This is a genomic window from Myxococcus sp. CA051A (assembly GCF_013336705.1).
GTDB lineage: Bacteria > Myxococcota > Myxococcia > Myxococcales > Myxococcaceae > Myxococcus > Myxococcus llanfairpwllgwyngyllgogerychwyrndrobwllllantysiliogogogochensis.
The window spans coordinates 383,021-398,881 of sequence record NZ_JABUMS010000006.1 but is presented as its reverse complement, the minus strand read 5'-3'; the positions used below and the strand labels follow the sequence as shown (position 1 = coordinate 398,881).

Annotated in this window: 13 protein-coding genes; 5 read left to right on the top strand and 8 right to left on the bottom strand. The window is 66.3% G+C overall.

What is annotated here, in order from left to right; genetic code table 11:
• Position 1: 1 nt before the first annotated feature.
• From HUA74_RS19980 to HUA74_RS19970, 3 genes are all read right to left on the bottom strand, one after another.
• Positions 2 to 895 carry a hypothetical protein gene (locus HUA74_RS19980; protein ID WP_174455778.1) on the bottom strand — a complete coding sequence of 298 codons (894 nt, stop codon included), beginning with the start codon at positions 893 to 895 and terminating at the stop codon, positions 2 to 4.
• Between the two features lie 52 nt (positions 896 to 947).
• Positions 948 to 2,441 (bottom strand): matrixin family metalloprotease, encoded by a 1,494-nt coding sequence (locus tag HUA74_RS19975; RefSeq protein ID WP_174455777.1) that lies wholly within the window; start codon positions 2,439 to 2,441, stop codon positions 948 to 950.
• A 281-nt stretch (positions 2,442 to 2,722) separates the two neighbouring features.
• Positions 2,723 to 3,199, bottom strand: coding sequence for a hypothetical protein (locus HUA74_RS19970; protein ID WP_174455776.1), 477 nt, complete (start codon positions 3,197 to 3,199; stop codon positions 2,723 to 2,725).
• Between the two features lie 309 nt (positions 3,200 to 3,508).
• Between HUA74_RS19970 and HUA74_RS19965 the strand changes: the two genes are divergently transcribed.
• From HUA74_RS19965 to HUA74_RS19955, 3 genes are all read left to right on the top strand, one after another.
• Positions 3,509 to 4,621, top strand: coding sequence for a sensor histidine kinase (locus HUA74_RS19965; protein ID WP_254614717.1), 1,113 nt, complete (start codon positions 3,509 to 3,511; stop codon positions 4,619 to 4,621).
• On the top strand, positions 4,618 to 5,427 hold the full coding sequence (locus HUA74_RS19960) for a LytTR family DNA-binding domain-containing protein (protein WP_217443511.1): 810 nt from the start codon (positions 4,618 to 4,620) through the stop codon (positions 5,425 to 5,427). Before HUA74_RS19965 ends, HUA74_RS19960 begins: the two co-directional genes overlap by 4 nt.
• A gap of 208 nt (positions 5,428 to 5,635) precedes the next feature.
• On the top strand, positions 5,636 to 7,354 hold the full coding sequence (locus HUA74_RS19955; RefSeq protein ID WP_174455775.1) for a ricin-type beta-trefoil lectin domain protein: 1,719 nt from the start codon (positions 5,636 to 5,638) through the stop codon (positions 7,352 to 7,354).
• Positions 7,355 to 7,602: 248 nt separating this feature from the next.
• Here HUA74_RS19955 and HUA74_RS19950 read toward each other — a convergent pair whose 3' ends face one another.
• Positions 7,603 to 7,989 (bottom strand): hypothetical protein, encoded by a 387-nt coding sequence (locus HUA74_RS19950; protein ID WP_174455774.1) that lies wholly within the window; start codon positions 7,987 to 7,989, stop codon positions 7,603 to 7,605.
• A gap of 376 nt (positions 7,990 to 8,365) precedes the next feature.
• Here HUA74_RS19950 and HUA74_RS19945 point away from each other — a divergent pair, with 376 nt between their 5' ends.
• Together HUA74_RS19945 and HUA74_RS19940 are read left to right on the top strand one after the other, a co-directional pair.
• Positions 8,366 to 9,292 (top strand): MbnP family copper-binding protein, encoded by a 927-nt coding sequence (locus HUA74_RS19945; RefSeq protein ID WP_174455773.1) that lies wholly within the window; start codon positions 8,366 to 8,368, stop codon positions 9,290 to 9,292.
• 97 nt (positions 9,293 to 9,389) lie between these two features.
• A complete protein-coding gene (locus tag HUA74_RS19940; protein WP_174455772.1) occupies positions 9,390 to 11,342 on the top strand; it encodes an alginate lyase family protein in 1,953 nt (650 codons plus the stop codon).
• A gap of 87 nt (positions 11,343 to 11,429) precedes the next feature.
• Here HUA74_RS19940 and HUA74_RS19935 read toward each other — a convergent pair whose 3' ends face one another.
• The 4 genes from HUA74_RS19935 to HUA74_RS19920 all read right to left on the bottom strand — a co-directional run bounded on the left by HUA74_RS19935 (position 11,430) and on the right by HUA74_RS19920 (position 15,683).
• On the bottom strand, positions 11,430 to 13,178 hold the full coding sequence (locus HUA74_RS19935; RefSeq protein ID WP_256434504.1) for a chondroitinase-B domain-containing protein: 1,749 nt from the start codon (positions 13,176 to 13,178) through the stop codon (positions 11,430 to 11,432).
• A gap of 267 nt (positions 13,179 to 13,445) precedes the next feature.
• The gene (locus tag HUA74_RS19930; RefSeq protein ID WP_174455770.1) at positions 13,446 to 13,913 is read right to left on the bottom strand and encodes a type VI immunity family protein; all 468 of its coding nucleotides are present in this window, start codon (positions 13,911 to 13,913) and stop codon (positions 13,446 to 13,448) included.
• Complete coding sequence (locus HUA74_RS19925; protein ID WP_174455769.1) at positions 13,861 to 14,259, bottom strand: hypothetical protein; 399 nt, start codon at positions 14,257 to 14,259, stop codon at positions 13,861 to 13,863. Before HUA74_RS19925 ends, HUA74_RS19930 begins: the two co-directional genes overlap by 53 nt.
• A gap of 65 nt (positions 14,260 to 14,324) precedes the next feature.
• Positions 14,325 to 15,683 (bottom strand): right-handed parallel beta-helix repeat-containing protein, encoded by a 1,359-nt coding sequence (locus HUA74_RS19920; RefSeq protein WP_174479049.1) that lies wholly within the window; start codon positions 15,681 to 15,683, stop codon positions 14,325 to 14,327.
• Between the last annotated feature and the right edge of the window lie 178 nt (positions 15,684 to 15,861).

Here is a 15,861-nt window from a genome sequence, read left to right as displayed (position 1 = left end):
GTCAGAACGTCTTGTCGAGCAGGGCCGCGCAGTCGGACGGCCGGGCGCCATCCTTGATGTGGAGCGCCACGGGCCCCGAGGCCGGTCCGGGTTCCCAGGCCAGCCTCACGAAGCAGCGCTCACCCACGTTCACGACGTGGACCCGTGTCGCCACCGCGCCTTCAGGGAGCGCGTCGAACACCACCGTGCCCGCCTCGTCGGGAGCGGGCGTGGTCAGCGTGGCGGGCCGGTCCGCGCGTCCGTAGAGCCGGCCCGGCACCGCGCCCTGGGGAACGGAGTCCAGTGAGGTGCGCTCCGTGCGAGGAACCGAGAGCTGGGTGGACGCGACGAAGCGCTTGAGCGTGTCGAGCAGCGCGGAGGGAGTCGCTCCCGGGAGCACCTCGTGCTGGACCGAGGCTGCGTCCAGGTCGACATGTCCATGGTCGCCCCGGAGGAGGACGAAGGCCCCCGCGACGTCGGGTGAGCGCCGCAGGAAGAACAACTGCCGGTGTCCATCCAGCGTGCCCAGGTGGGCGCGCCCCGCCGACGCGTCCATGCCCGCCGCTGGAACCGCCACGACCACGCGAGTCGCGGAGCCCGGGAGCCGCTCCGCGTTCCGATACAGCTCCGCGTCCACCTCCAGCTCCAGCTTCTGGAAGTAGCGAGGCCTCTTGCTGCCCTGGACCTTGCGGTGCGTGTCCACCTGTCGGGTGACGCGGCCCGTGACGATGAGGTCGGACTGGGCCACGTAGCCTTCGGGCCCCAGCGTGTACCGCGCGTAATCGTCGTGGACATGTCCCCGGCCCGCCGGACCCAGCGCGGGGGTTGGTATCAGCGCCCTCCCCACACCCACGGCTCCCAGGCCCACGACCGCACCGACGACAACCATCATTCCCTGCTTGAAGAAGGACTTCATGACAATGTGTCTCCAGGAGTCTGGTGTTGCGGGGTCTCGCGAAGGTCCAGGCTCAAGGAGCCGCCGTCACCAGCTTCGCGCTGGAGATGCTGCCGCCAACGAACGTCTTGCGCTCGATGGGGAAGTTGGAGTCCGTGCACGTGCCGCTGGCGCAGTCCCGGATGTACATGTACGCGTCGCGGGTGTTGTTGGTGGAGGCGTGGATGATTTCCAGGCGGTTGCCATTCACGATCTGCACGTCCGAGGCGACGTTGAGCGTCCAGCCCGCCGTGACGTGCGTCCCCAGGTACATGAAGGTGCCGGCCGCGGTGATGTAGCCCTCGGCGATGCGCAGTTGGTGCTCGCCGTTCGAGGCTGGGAAGGTGAGGAAGCAGCGGTTGGCACCGGCGGGCGCCCAGTAGCCGCAATCAATCCCGACCGACGTGTCGGTCCATTCGCCGTTGATCTGGGTGGGGGTGGTCCAGGTGCCGGCGCTGGTCGACGTGGAGACCCGGAGCTTTCCCGTCCCCATCTCGATGAAGGCCATCACCAGCCGACCTGACGCCGCGTCATACGCGAGGCTCGGGCGCCGATGGGACGTCATCGTCGTGAGCTGGGGGCTTCCTCCCCAGAAACATCCGGCCAGGCTGCCGTAGACGCCCCGGTAGACGTAGATGGCTCCGGTGTCATTGGACGAGCGGAACGCCGCCGCGAAGCCCCCGCCTGGATTCTCGGAGACGGCCACGCCGTCGAAGGCATAGTCCGTCGAAGTGCAGGTCGGTCCCACGGTGCCACTGGGGTCGATACCGACGTACGAGATGCGGCTGGTGTAGTCCTGGTTCGAGTCGTTCTCGAAGGTCACGAGCGACCACCCGTCTGTCTGCGTCGCCACGCCCACGCTTCCGGAGGTCGTTCCCACCTGCGTCCAGCCGCCGCCCGTCCGGGCGCGGACCCTGACGGGATAGTCCGCGATGTATTGGGCGTGCTGTCCGCCCAGCTTGTCGTCCTCGCGAGGGAAGCGCTTCGGATAGGCCCCGAAGGCGTAGTTCCCCTGGTGCATGACGGCTTCAGGCGAACTCGTGGAGGGATGGGTCAACCCGAGGCAGTGCCCGAACTCATGCGTGAAGATGGACTGGAGGTCGAAGGTCTGGGTCCCGTTGTCCGAGTACGCGCTCGCGACGCCGGTGTTCATGTAGATGTCGATGGAGCAGTTGTCGGAGAGGAAGATGTAGGACGACCGTCCGAGACAGCTGTTCCCCGAGCAATCGCCGTCGCAGCACGTCTTGGCTTCAATCTCGAGGTCCGAGGCGTTGGGCGTCGTGTCGTGGAATTCGATGTTCGTGTTGAACCGGACCCCTGAGTTCTGCCAGGACTGAAGGGCAGAACGCGCGATGGTCATGATGCTGGCATTGTTCAGTCCGAAGTGGGTCTGGAATGGGCCGGTGATGACATCGATGACGTAGGGGTTGTCTCCCCATCTGACCGCGGTGTTGAGCGAATACGCCCCCACCGTGGCGGCAGGCAGGAAGCCCATCAAGAAGGTCGCGAGCAAGCCAGGTCGTTTCATCGTTCCTCGATGCAAGTGCACTGCAAGAGGAATACGTCGCGGCGACACGGGGCTGGTCGTCCAGCACATGCTCCGAGCTGTCACCGGGAGGCGCGGCCTGGAATTTCCCGAAGGCCGCCCGCGAAAAAACGTCCCGGGTTCCAGACCAGGAAAAAGCTCCAGCGGCTGGACTGGCTGGATGTCACGTTCCCTGGGGCCCCACGCGGACGTCGCGTGGGGCCCCACTCTTTTCCCCGCCATGGGTCGTCAGGCGCGAAAGACGGGCCCGACGCGCGCCGACCTCAGGGCGTGCAGATCTCCCCCGTCACGCGGGTGACAATCCTGTTGCCGTTGTCGAGCAGGAGACCGCTCACGAAGAGGTAGCCCGTCGCGCCGGCGAACTTCCCTGTTCCCTCGAGGATTTCGTGATGCGCCGTCACGTAGCCGGCGTTCGTGACGCCCGTCTCACGGGCGACGAGGGTCCCCTTCTCGAGCGTGTAGTGGAAGAAGCCGGCGTAGCTGAGCCACCCCGGAGCGGTGGTCAGCGCGAGACGCGCCTCCTGCGCCTTGAAGTGGGTGACGCCGCGCAGGCCGTGGTTCCCGTCCACTTCTCCGAGGAAGCATCGCGTCGCTCCGTTGAGGCACCCTTCCGTGGCCGGGTGTTCGATCAAATCCGCATGCACCTTGTGGCAGTGCTCCGCCCAGACGGCGGGCGCGAATGCGACGACGCTCACCGCGACCATCGACGAAACCACCTTCACGACTCCTGCGTAGCTCATGGGGACTCTCTCCAGTCGTTGAATGCTCACTGCTGCCTCGGCACGCCCCGGATGAGGGTGCGCCCCGGAAGATGCCTTCCGTGCGCGACAGGCACCTCGGCTTTGCTGTGAGCTGGCGGAAAGGTGAGGTGAAGCGGCCTGACGTGGGGCCGAGCCGGAGGCCACGCCTGCCGCGCGTGGGCGACATGTCCTGTCACGGCCTTCGTGTGCGAGGACCGATGCTCACCGCCGTGTGAGGCATCTTCCAGGGGAGGAATGCAGATGCACTAGGGTTGCGCCGCCTGCTTCAGTTCGCGTGTCGGGGCTCCCATGACGATGTCATTCCCTGCTGTCGCGGTTTCCCGCTGGCGTGCGATGGCGCTGACGGGTGGTGTGTGGACGCTCGTGGGCTGTGTGGCGGTGGCAGGGGGCGTTGGTGGCGCCCTCTCCACGGGCCGGCCCTTGCCGAGCACCTTCTTCTTTCTCAGCAACATCCTGGGAATGTGGCTGTGGGCGCTCTACACGCCGCTCATCTTCCGTTTGTGCGAGCGCTACCCGCTCGACGGTCCGCGATGGCGCCGAGGCGTGGGCGTGCATGTGGCGCTGTTCCTGGTCCTGTGGGGGCTCGAGTTCGTCGTCGGCTGGGTGTTGGAGAGGTTCGTCGAGCACCCGCAGCGCCCGTTGTTGCAGTACTTCTTCGGCGCGCTGGCCTACTGCTTCTTCTGTTACCTGGGCGTGCTCGCCGTGGGCCACGCGTTGCGCTTCCATCGGCTCTACCTGGAGCGCACGGTGCGGGCCTCCGAGCTGGAATCGCAGCTCCTGCGCTCCCAGTTGTTGGCCTTGCAGATGCAATTGCGCCCCCACTTCCTCTTCAATGCGCTGCACACCGTGTCCGGGCTCGTGCGGAACGACGACAAGGCAGGGGCGCTCCGGGTGGTCGCGAGTCTGGCGGACCTGCTGCGGGCGGTGTTGCGGAGCGATGCGAATCAGCAGGTTCCCCTTCAACAGGAGGTCGACCTGGTCGAGCGCTACCTCGGAATTGAACAGGTGCGCTTCCAGGACCGGCTTCGCACCGACTTCCATGTGGACCCGGAGGTGCTCGGGGCGCTCGTTCCTCAGTTGTTGCTCCAGCCGCTCGTGGAGAACGCCGTGCGCCATGGCACGTGCGCACGAGAGGGTGAGGGGAGGGTGTCGGTCCACATCCGCCGTGAGGCGGAGATGTTGTGCCTCTCGGTACGGGACTCTGGGGCGGGAGATGCTCCCGAGGGTGCGAGGCAGGACCGCCCGTCCGCCGAGTCCGGAGGCGTGGGCCTTGCCAATACCCGCGCGCGCCTGCGCCATCTGTACGGAGCGCGGCACAGGTTGTTGCTCAGTCGAACCCCGGATGGCGGAACGCTGGCCGAGGTGGCCATCCCCTTCCTGGTGCAGGAGGCGGCTCGATGAGCGCGCTCATGCAGCGCGAGCGCCTCCGCACGCTCGTGGTGGATGATGAGCCCCTGGCCCGCCAGAGCCTCCGCTCGCTGCTCGCGGGCGACGCGGGCATGGAGGTGGTGGGAGAGTGCGCGACGGGCCGCGAGGCAATCAAGGTGCTCCGGCAGGGGCCCGTGGATGTGCTCTTCCTGGACATCCAGATGCCAGGTGCGGACGGGTTCGAGGTGTTGCGGGCTGTGGGGCCGGGCGCCGCGGGGGCCGTGGTGTTCGTCACGGCCTTCGACACCTATGCGCTCCAGGCCTTCGACGTCGGGGCGGTCCACTACCTGCTCAAGCCCTTCGACGACGCGCGGTTCGCCAGTGTCCTCGCCCGTGCGAAGGAGCGCGTTCGGGGACTCCGGGTGCAGGGCATGGCGCGCCAGCTCGGTGAGCTGTACTCGGCCGAGGAGCCTGTTCCCGCCGCGCGTCCTGTCGCATCACCGACCTATCTCGAGCGACTCGCGGTGAAGGAGGCGGGGAGGGTGCTGCTGGTTCCCGTCGAGCAGATCGACTGGGTCGAGGCGGAAGACTGTTATGTCCAGGTGCACGTGGGCAGTCGTTCGCACCTGCTGCGTCAGTCGCTGCGTGAGCTGGAAGCGCAACTCGACCCGCGCCGCTTCCTGCGCATCCATCGCTCGACGCTCGTCAATCTGGAGCGGGTCCGGGAGCTTCAGCCTCTCTTCCATGGCGAGTACTGGGTACAGCTGCACGATGGTCGCCGCCTCAAACTGAGCCGCAGCTTTCGGGACCGGCTCGACCAGGTGCTCGCGGGGCGGTGACGAGAGCGGTTCGTCCACCTGCTGGCGCCGCGCCACACGGCGCCGAGCGCGTCCGCCGGCACTCACTCACGGATTGGAGGGGTTGGGCGCATGTGTTTCCGTCGAGGTTTCGCCAGGAATGCACGATGAGGCGGCGGTATAGACGGCATTTGCGCATTGAACTCTGCTGTCCTCATGGTAGAGGTTGGCTTGGTTTCCCGGAGGGTATGTGACCGACAAGTCAGTGCGAGAGTTGAATCTGTGGCGTGCGTGTAAGGGCAGTGTGCTGGGGCTCGTGATGGGATTGGTGATGGGGTGCGGTGTATCCGCTGAGCCATCATCAGAGATGGATGAGAGTTTGGCGACCCGCGGAGATAGGAGTATCCGCTTTCTGGATGATCGCCTCAATGTCTATGCTCATCCAGATGCAGCCCTTCGGGAGTTGGCCATGGGCTCGACTCCGACCATGATGGTGCGGGGTGGCCCTCCGACTCAGTCCGAGCTGACGACGACGGCTCCTCGTCTGGCGGTCGAAGAAAATCTCTGCTCGACGGAGCGCTTCCTGGATGAGCCCGTCCTTGGTGACTGTTCGGGTGTGCTGATTGATGATGACCTGGTTCTCACCGCAGGCCATTGCGTCACGGCATCCAATGCCTGCACTTGGAAATGGGTCTTCAACTACTACCGCCCCTCAGCGGGGACGTACGCGACCATAAGCGAGGATGACTTTTTTGCTTGCGATGAGATTGTTCTTAGGAGCTCCCCTCCCGCACCTGACTTCGCCATTATTCGTCTGGACAGGCCCGCGACGCCGCGCTTCACTCCGGCGAGGGTTGCATATGGGCGCCAGGCCTTTGTTACCGGGCATGAAGTGGCGTTGATAGGTAGTCCCAGTGGCCTTCCGCTCAAGATTGTCTCGGAGGGGGTCATCACCGGTGGCGCTGCGAACGATAATCCCTCCACCTCGCTTGACGCGATGCACGGTAACTCGGGTTCTGCTGTCTACTCCAGGAATGGATACACCGTAGTTGGCGTGCTTCATAGCGCGAACGGTGGTGACGATTATGATCCCAATGGTACCTGCAATGTGCTTGCGAGCTGGGTCCATGCCGAATCAGATTTTCTCGCGATGCCGGTCATCCTGAATACGTTGTGCAGCAAGCCGGGCTTCCAGAGTGACCGACTGTGCACGCCACTCAGATGGCATATGGACGGAGTGAGTCCCACGGGTGTCATCACGGGTGGGGCGTTCGATAGGCGCAACCTGGCGCACGCGCTTCCCATCATTGCGGTCTTTGGCGCCCCGCTGGAAATCCTCGGAGGAGTGCAGGTGTCCGTCACGGCAAACCTCCCGAATCCGAGCGTCATTCGTAGGTTTGGCATCACCGGAGACCATGGATTCAGCCTCACCGTCCCGGCGCAATTCCACGATGGTCTGCCTCACCCTGTTTATTTCTATACCGTGGACCCCGTCGCGGGAACGCTGAGCGGGATGGCGGGTTCTCCGATTCAGGCCACTGTCAACGTGCCTGCCGTCGTGAATGCCGCCATCCGTGGCTTCGGGGACAAGTGTCTGGATGCGTCCTGGGCGACGCCGGTTGTCAATGGAATCGAGATTCAACAGTGGACGTGCCTCAGCGGCGCGGTGAATCAGCGGTGGACGTTGCATCCCGACGGCAGCATCCAGGGATTTGGTGGAAAGTGCCTGGATGCCGCCTGGGCAGACCCTGTCCCGAATGGAAACAAGGTCCAGATTTGGGATTGCACCGGCGGTGTCAACCAGAAGTGGACACTGAATCCCGACGGGAGCATCCAAGGATTTGGCGGAAAGTGCCTGGATGCGAACTGGGTCGCCTCCCTCCCTGTCCCGAATGGAAACAAGGTCCAGCTCTGGGATTGCACCGGCGGAGTGAATCAGAAGTGGAACTTGTACGGCCAGTCGCAGTGACGTCGTGAGCTGACAGCGAGCCTCGTCGGGTGCCGCATCTATTGTCGCGACACCTGGCGGGCCGTGCTGCTGGCCGGGCATTCTGGGGCAGGCGCGGGCTCGCGCCTGCCCGTCGCTCGTGGCGTAGGTACTGGTCGCCGCCTCAAGCTGAGCCGCAGCTTTCGGGACCGGCTCGACCGGGTGCTCTCGGGACGGTGACGAGAACGGTTCGTCCACCCGCGGACGCCGCGCCCCACGTCGTCACGTGCTCACCGCACTTCAAGTCGCCCGTGCGCACCGCGCTGGAACAGCCAGGCGGACCCGAGGAACATCGCGATGAAGCCGGCGTTGAGCGTCAGGAGTTCGACAGGAGGGCTCCATGGCATCCCCCAGCCGGCGAGCACCGCGACCCCGGCGATGACCGCCTGTGTGAAGGCCATCGCGATCAGCGTGCGGGCCATGCCTGCCGCGCGCAGGCGCACGACGAAGGCCCCGGCAAGGCCGACGAGCAGCACCCCTCCGTAGACCAGGTTGGTGCGGTCGCCGTCCGCTCCGATGATGCCGACGCCGAGGCTCAACCAGATCAGGATGAGCGAGGCGAAGAGCGCGAGGCCAAGGGCGGCCCTATAGGCGATGCTGGGGGGCGCGGTGCGCATGGACGTATCTCCGTTGTCGATGACCGAAAGGGTCAGCCCCAAGGTGGCACGCTCCCGCGAGGCCCACCGCCTCGTCAGCCCGAGCGGTCGAAATCCAGCCGCCAGGGGTCGCGGGGCGGCCCGCCGTGCCGCTGGGGCCTGTCGCTCGCGTCCGCACAAGCCCCCCGAGGGTGATGCGCGCGAATACCCAGCGGGGGCAGCACACCCGCCCCACTTGGGAAGGCGCGTCGCCAGGGGAGCGCCTTGACACGGCCACGTCCCCGCCAGGAGGGCAATTGCGCTGTCGCGCCAGTCGCCTCTTTCCGGTCGCACGCCGGTGGGCGCACGCCGTGCAATCGACCGCTCCCGCCGTGGTTCATCCACGCAAGGGGGGAAGATGCATCCGGGGGGGAGACAGGAGCGAGGGAGCGGGGAGGCGGGACGGCTTGCGCCGCGCGTCGGCACCATCGCGCGGGCCGCGTTGGGGGGCGGAGGGAGCCTCCGGCTGCTCGTGCTCGCGGCGCCCGTGCTCCTGCTCGCCTGCATGGGAGAGCGTCAGGTCTCGGTCCAGTTCACCGCCCAGGTGCGCGGCGAGCCCCTGCGCTGCGATGCGAGCTACGAGAAGGTCGGTGCCTCGGGGACCAGCCTCCAGTTGCTGGACTTCAAGGCGTACGTCCATGACGTCGCGTTGGTGCGCAAGAACGGGGACCGTTTCCCCCTGGTGTTGGCGCAGGATGGGCGCTGGCAGCGCAAGACGATCGCCCTGCTCGACTTCGAGGACGGCACCGGCACCTGCAACACGGGCAGCCCGGAGCTCCGCACCGAGGTGGTCGGCGTCGTGCCTGACTTCGACGACTACACCGGCGTGGAGTTCACGCTGGGGGTTCCTCGCGAGCTCAACCACAGGAATGTGGAGTGGGCCGACCCACCGCTGAACGACCCCAGCATGTGGTGGAGCTGGACGTACGGCTACAGGTACCTCCGGCTCGACGTGCGCTCGGGTGGCAACAGGGCCTATGTCTTCCACGTCCGCGCCGACGGCTGCACCGGGACGCCGGACATCGGCGTCGACTGCAGCGCGGAGAATCAGAGCACCATCCTCCTCACGGGCTTCGTGCCAGGGCGCAGCCGGGTCGTCTTCGACGTGGCCGCGCTCTTCGCGCACACGGACTTCGAGAGCTCCGGGGACGGGCTGACGGACCCTGTCCCAGGGTGCTTCTCCAGCGCCGGGGACCCGGAGTGTGCCGCGCTGCTCCCGCAGGTCGGGCTCGGCCGCGGACCCAGGGTGCTCGGCGGCACGGACGCCTTCATCCGTGTGGAATAGGTCCGGCGAGGCTCGCCTGGACCGGACTGTTCGCCGACTTGCAACGGAGTGATGAGACATGGCGCGACGATTGGGATGGAGAGCCGTGGAAGGTGCCTTGCTCCTCGTACTGCTCACGCACTGCGGGACTGAGAAGGAGCCGTCGCACGAGCTCGACTCGGCGCAGGTGCTGAACATCGCCTGCGGGCGCGAGGATGCGAACCCGGTGCAGCAGAAGGGCTGCGAGGGCAGCGCGTGCGTGGTGCAGGGCCATGTCTTCGGTAAAGAGGTGGCCTACTTGTGGTTGGACGAGGGGGAGCTGGAGGTCGCGGACCTCCTCCTCAAGGACACCTGGTCCGTTCCCCGGTTCGAGCCGGTCCGCCTGCCCCAGCCGCTGACCTGGACGGAGGACCCCTACGGCGAGAAGTTCTGGCGCTACGTCTTCTACGGGTTGCGGCCCACCGCCCATCTCTTGTGGGCCTTCCGGGAGACGGGAGACGGGCGCTACCGCGACAAGCTCATGGACATCTTCAGGAGCTTCGCCGCGAACAAGAAGAACTCCGTCTTCAGCGAGGACAAGCACGGCACGGCCTACCGGGCCATGGTGCTCGTCAACTCGTACTGGAAGCTCAAGCACGCGGATGCCCTCTCCTGGCAGGACTCGACGCTGCTCGAATGGCTCATCATCGAGGATGCGCGCTTCCTGGAGGACCCGAAGCATTTCGAGGCGGGCTTCAACCACGGGTTCGCCGAAGCGGCGGCGTTGCTGCTCATCGCGGAGAACTTCCCGCACTTCAAGGATGCGCCGCGCTGGCGTGAGCTGGCGCTGGATCGCTACGACGATCTGCTCACGGATATCATCGGCTCGGACGGCTTCATCATCGAGAACTCCGCCTACTACCAGTTCTACGTCTTCACCCAGGTGTATCAGGTCTCGCAGTGGGCCCAGACGTACGGCCTGGAGATGTCTCCTCTCGTCAGGGAAGTGCTGGAGCGGATGGCCCGCTTCGCCTCCTACGTGGTGCAGCCCGACGGGCGCATCCCCATGCTCGGGGCGAGCCAGCGGCTGCTGGTGCGCAAGCACCAACCGGTGTTGCTCGCGCGGATGGGCGCGGCCTTCCCCGAACTGGGCCACATGCTGACGGCGGGCATGTGTGGCACCGCGCCCACCGAGCGCCTCGCCTTCTTCGCGAGCTCCGGCGTGGCCGTGCTCCGCTCCTCGTTCGACACCGCCCTGGACTACCAGGCACAGACGCACCTGGTGTTCGACACGGGGCCCTACCGTACGGACCACAGCCACCTGGACGCCCTCAACGTGGTCCTCTACTCGGCCGGACGCACGCTGCTGACGGACTCCGGGATGTTCACCGAGGAGCCGGGAGAGGAGGAGGCCTACTTCCGCAGCACCCGCGCCCACAACACCGTAACGGTGGACGGATTGGACCAGCGCGACGGGCACGCCAGCCCCAGCCTCACCGCACAGGGGGGACAGTGGCTCTACCAGTCAGGCTTCCACGCGCTGTACGAAGGGGTGCGTCACTGGCGCGCGGTCATGCTGCTGGAGAAGGACGTCGTCCTGGTGGTGGACCGGCTCCTGTCGGAGGACTCGCACCGCTTCGAGCAGCGCTGGCAGTTCCAGCCGGACCTCACCGTCGCCACGCAGGGCGTCTCCGCCTTCGTCACCGACCCGAAGGGCAAGCGCGTCCTCCAGGTCACCCAGGCCCTGCCAGACGGCCTGTCCGTCTCCACCGTGCGCGGGGCCACCAGGCCGTATGACGGTTGGTACTCGGAGGACTACGAGGTGCGCAAGGCGTCGACGGTGCTCATCTATCCGCGCGAAGGCACGCAGGCGCACTACGCGACCCTCTTCACCAGTGGTCTGAACGCCCTGTCGCCAGCCTATGTCTCAGCCGTGCCGCTGCAGGAGGGGGTCGACGTACACGCCTGTGCGGCGGGCCGCGGCTATCGCATCCGGGTGCAGCGGCCCGCCGAATCGGACGAGGCCGTCACGGTCACCGCCGCACCCGAGTCCTGTGCGCGGGAGAATGCAGGCTCCCCCGGCTCGCCCTGAGCCGTTCGTCCAGGGGTCCACGACAAATGCAGGGGCTCCCGCTGTCTGGCGAGCCCCTGCTTCGTTTTGGACCCTCTGGCGCTCTGCTCAGGGAGCCAGAGGTCCGACGTCCGCGGAGGTGAGTGGACGTCGTGGGCCCGCTCCGCTCACGGTCTGGTCCGCGCCCACGTCCAGCGCGCCGGTGCGCGCCTGTCCATCCATGTCCGTGGTGGGGGGCTGGGTGCCAGTGGAGGGACGCGCCGCGCCAATCACCGGGCTCGCGGCGGTGGGACGCAGCAGGCCATCCGCCGCGCGCACCAGCTTGGGGTCCGCCCGGACGTAGCCCGCGGACGGGATGTCGCCGGGCGAGGCCGCGCCCCAGAGCATGTTGCCGACGGCCGTGAATCCATCCGGAGCCCGCTCGAAGTCCACCAACGCGCCCTGCTCACCGACGAGGAGGTTGTTCTCGACGCGCAGATCCCTGGCCGGAATGGGCCGGCGCGAGTCGGAGGCGCCGATGACCAGGTGGGTCGGCCCGTTGCCCACCAGGGTGTTGAAGGCCACGGTCACCCGGTTGGCGACGCTGCAGTCCGTGCCCAGGCCCGTGTCCTCCTCGGTGCAGCCGCTGCTGAGGACGATGGTGCCCTGGGCGCCCGTGCCGGTGCTGCCTTCAATGTAGTTGTTGGTGATGAGGTGGTCGTGGCCGTAGATGCGCAGACCCCCCGCGTTGTTCAGGATGAAGTTGCCATCCACCACGTTCTTGTTGCCGTGGCGCAGCACCAGCGAGCCCTTGTTGTTGCGCAGGGTGTTGCCGCGGAAGACGTTCTCCGAGCTCTTGTTGGAGATGACCTCGGGGTCACCGTTGCACTCCTCGAAGAGGTTGGCCTCCACGACGGTGTGCGCGCTGATGGGGCCGCGCTTGCTGTCGCCGATTCGCAGGCACTCGCCTCCCTCGGCGTCGAGGGTCAGCTTCTGGAAGAAGTTGTGATCGATGCGGTCGTTCTGCGACATGCCCGTGCTTCCATTCGGCGCATCGCCATAGACGGCGAGGAAGACGTTGGAGCTCTTCTTGTCGTGGAAGTGGTTGTGGTCGATGCGGTTGTTGCCGCTGCCCGCTCCTTCCAGCCGCATCCAGGTGCTGATGGACGTCGTGTCCTTGATGGCGAACTCATTCCGCGTGAAGCGGACATGGGTCGAGCCGACGATTCTCAGCGCGACGTCTCCCTCTTCCACAGCATGCGTCAGCTTGAAGCCCCGAAGGATGACGTGGGAGGCACCTTCCACGAGGAAGCTCGACGCGCCGCCGATGCTCGCCCCACCCACGGTCTTCGCGGTGATGACGATGGGATCTTTCTCCGTGCCCTGGACCGACACCTCGATGGGGTCCGCGTTGGTGTAGGCGCCGTCGGCGAGTTCGATGCGGTCCCCTGGGAGGGCGGACGCAATCATGCTCCGCAGCTCGTTGAGGTTGCGTGCGCTGAGCGTCCGCTTGGGGGTGGGCAGGACATCGACCTGCTCGGGCGGAGTGGTTACGGGAGGCTCGGGGTCCGTCGGGTCGGGGATGACAGGCCCGGGGTCGGTCGTGGGAGGGGTGCCGGCGTCAGGCTCGCCGGTGCCAGGGGTAGGGTCAGGATCGCCGGTGCCGGGCGTGGGGTCTGGCTCGCCGGTGCCAGGCGTGGGGTCGGGGTCTCCGGTGCCAGGCGTGGGGTCAGGGGTGCCGTCGCCGGGTACGGAGGGGCTGGTGTCCGGAGAGGGGTCATCCGGAGGGGTTTCCTTTTCCGTTCCTTTACTGCCGCAGCCTGCCGACAGCAGCAGTGAGAAAGTCGTGACAGCGAATGCCAGTCGAAGTTTCCGCAAACGGTGTTGCCTCCAGCAGGCCCAGCGAGGGGCACACCGCCACGCTCGGGAGCAGGCTCCCAGGCGTGGCAGGAGCCACCCTGAACGGCGGACCCTGCGTCTGTTTGAGTGGAAGGCCCCAGCCCTCGCGCCGGCGGGCGAGGACGAGCCTTGCGACAGTCCCCAACGCGCTCAAACGTTCTGAATTCCAACCCCGCACCGTCGACCAACGGGGCGAGTGGACAAGCCTTCCAGAGCCTGCTCGGGGTGCGGCTTCCTGGCGGGGGCTCAGGTGCCCAGTCGCCGGTACCACGCCTCGGTCCGGGGGATGGCGCCGCCCCCGAGCCGCAGGGCCATGGACTGGTCCGCCGCGATGGCGATCCACGGCGCGAGCAGCCGATAAACCTCACGGTACAGCGGCAACATCTCCCCGTGGTCGACATCGCCTGTCATGGGGGCGGGCCCTGTCTTGACCAGGGTGCCATGCCGGGCTTCGAGCAGCTCGACCTCGGCGGGAAGCTGACTCCGCAGGGCCTTGAGCCCACCGAGTTGCTCCAGCGTCCCTGTGTCGAGCAGCGTCAGCCAATTCACGCCCTGGATGCCATTGCCGCCCACGGCCTTGGCGTCGAACGGGATGCGAACGATGTCGATGCCCGGGTGACGCATCGACATTTTCCAGGCGTGTGTCTCGCTGGCCTCCTTGTCATCGCGGGAGCACTCGAAGGCGAAGCCCGCGGTAGTTCTTGCGAGGCGCATCGGGGGCCAGCCAGGTGCCGAGCAGTCCGAGGACCCGCTTCGTGACCGGCTTGTGGGCCTTCATCGTCTCCGTGGCGTGGAAGGTCAGCCGCTCGGGTGGGCACCGGGTCTGGAACAGGTCCCAGGCCGACAGCAGCCCGACGGAGCCGTCGTAGAACGAGCGGCTGGTATACAGGTTGATGCCGAAGACCCAGGAGGTCAGCCGGATGCCGTCCTGGATGAGCTCGAGTTCGGAGGGTGGGGGTACATGCATGGAGTCGGGGCCCTTGACCTCCTTCGCCTCGAAGTCCGCGGCGAAGGCGCCCGAACATCCTAGAGGCTGTCCCGAAATCGAGCGAGCAGGCATGAGGGCCGAAGCCGGCCCGCCGGCCGCTGGCGTGGTGGCGGCCGGAACCTCATGTGAGTCGCCTCTCAGGGGACTCGTATTGAGTTCTGCTCCAGGCCCGCGGGCGCCAGCTTGCTGCGCCACTCAGGGAACTCCCCGAGGTTGACGAGTCCCGTGGCCGTGAATTTGCCACGGGGCCCCTCGTAACGATTTCGGTCCATCCTCATCTGGGCGCGGTATTGCGCGCGGCCCAGCCGCACGAAGAGCGGCATGTCGCGGAGGATGTTGTCGAACACCAGCATGCCCGGGGCCCCGAGGGGTTCATCCGCGGCCAGCCGCAGTCCGGCGTCCGCCGTCCGCTGCACGAGGTTCGCGCGGATCTGCACCCGGTTGACCTGCACGACGCGGATGCCCTGTCCGTTCCCCCTGTTCGCGAAGTTGAAGATGTCGCTGATGGTGTTGTTCCGAATCAGCACGTCCACGGGCTGGTCCCCTGCCGTGGTGCCTCCTAGCGAGATTCCTCGGCCCGCATCGGAAATGGTGTTGGACACGAGTTGAACGTTCGTGGCGTCCGCGTGGACCACCACCGCTTCGGCCGCGGAGGTGCTCGCCTGCCAGGGGTAGCGCGACAGGTTGGGGAAGTCGAAGATGGAGTTGGTGCGCACAAAGACGGAGTCGCAACCCTTGATGTCGACGCCGTTCTCCCCGGCATCATGCAGTTGGTTGTGCTCGATATAGAGATACGCGGGTCTGTTGCCATCCATCTGACACTGCACCGAGTCGCCCGCGGTCTGATGAATATTGTTCTCCAGGACGAAGATTTCCCGCGAGGCGTTCTTGACCACGACCCCATGGGAGTCCGCCCCCGACTTCGAGAAGTCATAAATCTCGTTGTTGCCGATGAGGACATTGTTGGCACTGCTGATGACGACGCCGCCACCGGCTGTGCCTCGGTGTATCCGTGAGTCAATCAACTGCGAGCAATAGGTGTTGCGTTCGAAGAGCGCGGCGAACGATGCCTTGCCTTGGATGTCCACTTCCAGGGATTGGAAGATCCAGTAGGGCTGGCTCAAGGTCAGCAGGCTGCCCACGACACGTCCGGTCGGGGGGACGATGCGCGTCCTGAAGGACGACGCTCCCCTGACGAGGATGGGCGCGATGGCGGTACCCGCCCGGGTCGTCGACGGGTTGATGACGAGCTGCTCGGGATAGGTTCCCGGGCGCACCTCGATGATGTTTCCCGGCCGGGCGGCCTTCAGCGCCAGGGTGATGGTCCTGTATGGGTTGGAGCTGGAGCCCAACGGCCTGCTGGAGTTCCATGGCCCCGTGTTCGAAACGAACAGCGTTCTGTCCCGTGCGTCCGCCGCCGTCGGACACCGTTCCAGGAAGATCTCCTTCCCGTCAGGGGGTTCCACCAGCTCGGCCGCGACCTCCCCGAGGTGCATTTCGTCCTCGGATGGGTCCGTCGTCTCGACTCCACAGGCCAGCGTCAGCCCTAGCAGGAGTGAACTGAATGTGGGAATGAACCCACTCCCTCTTCGCTGCTTTCTCATGAAGGCCCTCCGCGACGACTGACAGCGGAGCACAACCTTCCCATCGAGGAGTCGGTCCACAAGCATCCTG